This window comes from Thauera phenylacetica B4P (assembly GCF_000310225.1).
Taxonomy (GTDB): Bacteria; Pseudomonadota; Gammaproteobacteria; order Burkholderiales; family Rhodocyclaceae; genus Thauera; species Thauera phenylacetica.
Map to the genome: position 1 here is coordinate 1 of NZ_AMXF01000356.1, position 2,910 is coordinate 2,910.

Below are 2,910 nucleotides of genomic sequence, written 5' to 3' on the forward strand. Positions count from 1 at the left end.
CGGGCGCTGGCGGGGGCCGGCGGCCGGCATGCTGCGGCGTTCGGCGCCGTAGCGCGCCAGGGCGAGGTCGTCGTGGCGGATCGCGGGCTGGCGGCCGGTGACGAGGTCGGCGACGAGCGCGCCGGCGCCGCAGGACATGGTCCACCCCAGGGTGCCGTGGCCGGTGTTGAGGAAGAGCTCGGGGAAGGGCGTGGCGCCGATGATCGGGGTGGAGTCCGGCGTCATCGGGCGCAGGCCGGTCCAGAACTCCGCGGCCTTCACGTCGCCGCCGCCGGGGAAGAGGTCGTTCACCACCATCTCCAGGGTCTCGCGCCGGCGCGGGTTCAGGCGCAGGTCGAAGCCGCCGAGCTCGGCCATGCCGCCGACGCGGATGCGCTCGTCGAAGCGCGTCACCGCCACCTTGTAGGTCTCGTCGAGCACGGTGGACACCGGCGCACGCGCGGCGTCGATCAGCGGCACGGTCAGCGAGTAGCCCTTCACCGGATACACCGGCAGATCCAGCCCGAGGCTGGCGGCGAGCGCGCGCGAGTAGCTGCCGAAGGCGAGCACGTAGCGGTCGGCGACCAGGGTCTGCTCGACGCCGTCGGCGCCGGCGATGCGCACGCCCTCGATGTGGCCGCCGCGGCGCACGAGCTCGCGCACCTCGGTGCCGAAGCGGAAGGTGACGCCGGCCGCCTCGGCCATCTGCGCCAGGCGGGTGGTGAAGAGCTGGCAGTCGCCGGTCTCGTCGTTGGGCAGGCGCAGGCCGCCGGCGAGCTTGCCGGGGCGGTGGGCCAGCGCCGGCTCGGCGGCGGCGAGGGCGTCGCCATCGAGCAGCTCGTAGGGCACGCCGCACTCCTCCAGCACCGCGATGTCGCGCGCGGCGGCGTCGAGCTGGGCCTGGGTGCGGAAGAGCTGCAGCGTGCCGCGGCTGCGCTCCTCATAGGCGATGCCGGTGTCGGCGCGCAGCGTGCGCAGGCAGTCGCGGGCGTACTCGGAGACGCGCATCATGCGCTCCTTGTTCACCGCGTAGCGCGCGCTCGAGCAGTTGGCGAGCATCTGCGCCATCCAGCGCAGCTGGAACAGGCTGCCGTCGGCGCGGATGGCGAGCGGGGCGTGGCGCTGGAACAGCCACTTCATCGCCTTCAGCGGAATGCCGGGCGCGGCCCAGGGCGTGGAGTACCCGGGAGAGACCTGGCCGGCGTTGGCGTAGCTGGTCTCGAGTGCGGCGCCGGGCTGGCGGTCGATCACGGTGACGCGCGCACCGCGCTGGGCCAGATACCACGCGGTGGTGGTGCCGATCACGCCGCTGCCGAGTACGATCACGTTCATTTCGCGTCTCCTGCCTGTATTCGATGGAATTGCGGCAGTCTAATGAGGCTTAGCTAGCGAAAGTCACTAAACTTATATTGGTAATCAGTGAAGAACACCAATCTGGAGCCCGCCTTCCCGGCGGCGTAGTGAAATGCGCGACCTCGACCGTACAGACCTGAAAATACTGGATTTGTTGCAGAAGAACGGGCGCCTGACGATGACCGAACTGGCCCATCAGGTAGGCCTGTCGGCGACCCCGTGCACCGAGCGCGTGCGCCGCCTGGAGCGCGAGGGCGTGATCACCGGCTACCACGCCCGCGTCGATCCGCGCGCGCTCGGTCGCCCGCTGCTGGTCTTCGTCGAGCTCAAGCTCGCCGCCAAGTCGAACGACGCCTTCGAGCGCGTGAAGAAGGAGCTCGCCTTCGTGCCCGAGGTCATGGAGTGCCACCTGGTCTCGGGCGACTTCGATTACCTGATCAAGGCGCGCATCTCGGAGATGAGCGACTACCGCCGCCTGCTCGGCAACATCCTGCTCAAGCTGCCCTCGGCCACCGAGTCGCGCAGCTACGTGGTGATGGAGGAGGTGAAGGAGAGCCTCTATATTCCTCCCCTGTCATGAGACGCGGGAGACCCCGGATGGACGATAGGAGACGGCGCGCATGAGCGCGGAACGTGGCGCCTCGATCCGTGCGCTCGAGCGCGGCATCGAGGTGCTCCGCCTGCTCGGCCCGCAGGAGGGCAGCTCGCTGCGCGCGCTCCACGCCGCCAGCGCGCTCCCCAAGCCGACCCTGCTGCGCATCCTGCACACCCTGGAGCGCGGCGGGCTGGCGTGGCGGTCGATCGAGGACGGGCTGTGGCGGCGCTCGCAGGCGTGGGCCGCGGCGCCGAGCGGCAACGCCATCGATCCGCGCCTGGTCGAGGCCTCGGCGCCGCACCTCGTCGCGCTGCAGCGCACCGTGCTGTGGCCGTCCGACCTGCTGGTGTACCGCGACTTCGCGATGGAGGTCGCGGAGAGCTCGCGCCGCCTCTCCGGGCTGGCGCTCAATCCGCGCTACCGCATCGGCTACCGGGTGGACATCCTGCTCTCCGCGCCCGGGCGGGCCTGGCTGGCCTTCTGCGACCCGGCCGAGCGTGCTGCGGTGATCGCCCACTGGCGTGCCGCCTCGCCGCCGAATCCGCGCACGGCGGCGGTCCTCGACGGCGAGATCGACGCCATCCTGGAGGAGACGCGCCAGCGTGGCTACGCGGTGCGCGACGCGCTCTTCGGCGGCTCCTTCGAGGACATGGCGGGTTTCGACGACGGCTTCGACGCCATCGCCGTGCCCATCCTGGCCGATGACGGGGTGCGCGGCGCGATCAACCTGGTGTGGCCGCGGCGCTACGACCTGCGCGCGAAGGTGCTGGAGGCGCACCTGGGCGACCTGCAGGCCTGCGCCGCGGCGATCGCGTCGGCGCTCGCGTCGCCGCGCCAGCCCTGAGCCTTCGCTCGCACCCTCGCGCGGGTCCTCGCTCAGCGCGGGCGGGTGCGCTCCAGGTAGCGTTCCACGGCGTCGAGGTTGCGGCGCACGCGCGCCTGGCCGGGCAGCAGCGCGTCGGCGGCGCGCAGCTCGCGCGCGG

Annotated in this window: 3 protein-coding genes; 2 read left to right on the plus strand and 1 reads right to left on the minus strand. The window is 71.7% G+C overall.

The window, feature by feature from the left end; genetic code table 11:
- The coding region (locus C667_RS21815; protein ID WP_004384896.1) for a D-amino acid dehydrogenase at positions 1–1,311 on the minus strand (1,311 nt) is incomplete at its 3' end.
- 133 nt (positions 1,312–1,444) lie between these two features.
- On the opposite strand from C667_RS21815, the gene C667_RS21820 reads away from it, so the two are divergent.
- Complete coding sequence (locus C667_RS21820; protein ID WP_004384897.1) at positions 1,445–1,912, plus strand: Lrp/AsnC ligand binding domain-containing protein; 468 nt, start codon at positions 1,445–1,447, stop codon at positions 1,910–1,912.
- 40 nt (positions 1,913–1,952) lie between these two features.
- Complete coding sequence (locus C667_RS21825) at positions 1,953–2,771, plus strand: helix-turn-helix domain-containing protein (RefSeq protein WP_004384899.1); 819 nt, start codon at positions 1,953–1,955, stop codon at positions 2,769–2,771.
- Positions 2,772–2,910 lie beyond the last annotated feature (139 nt).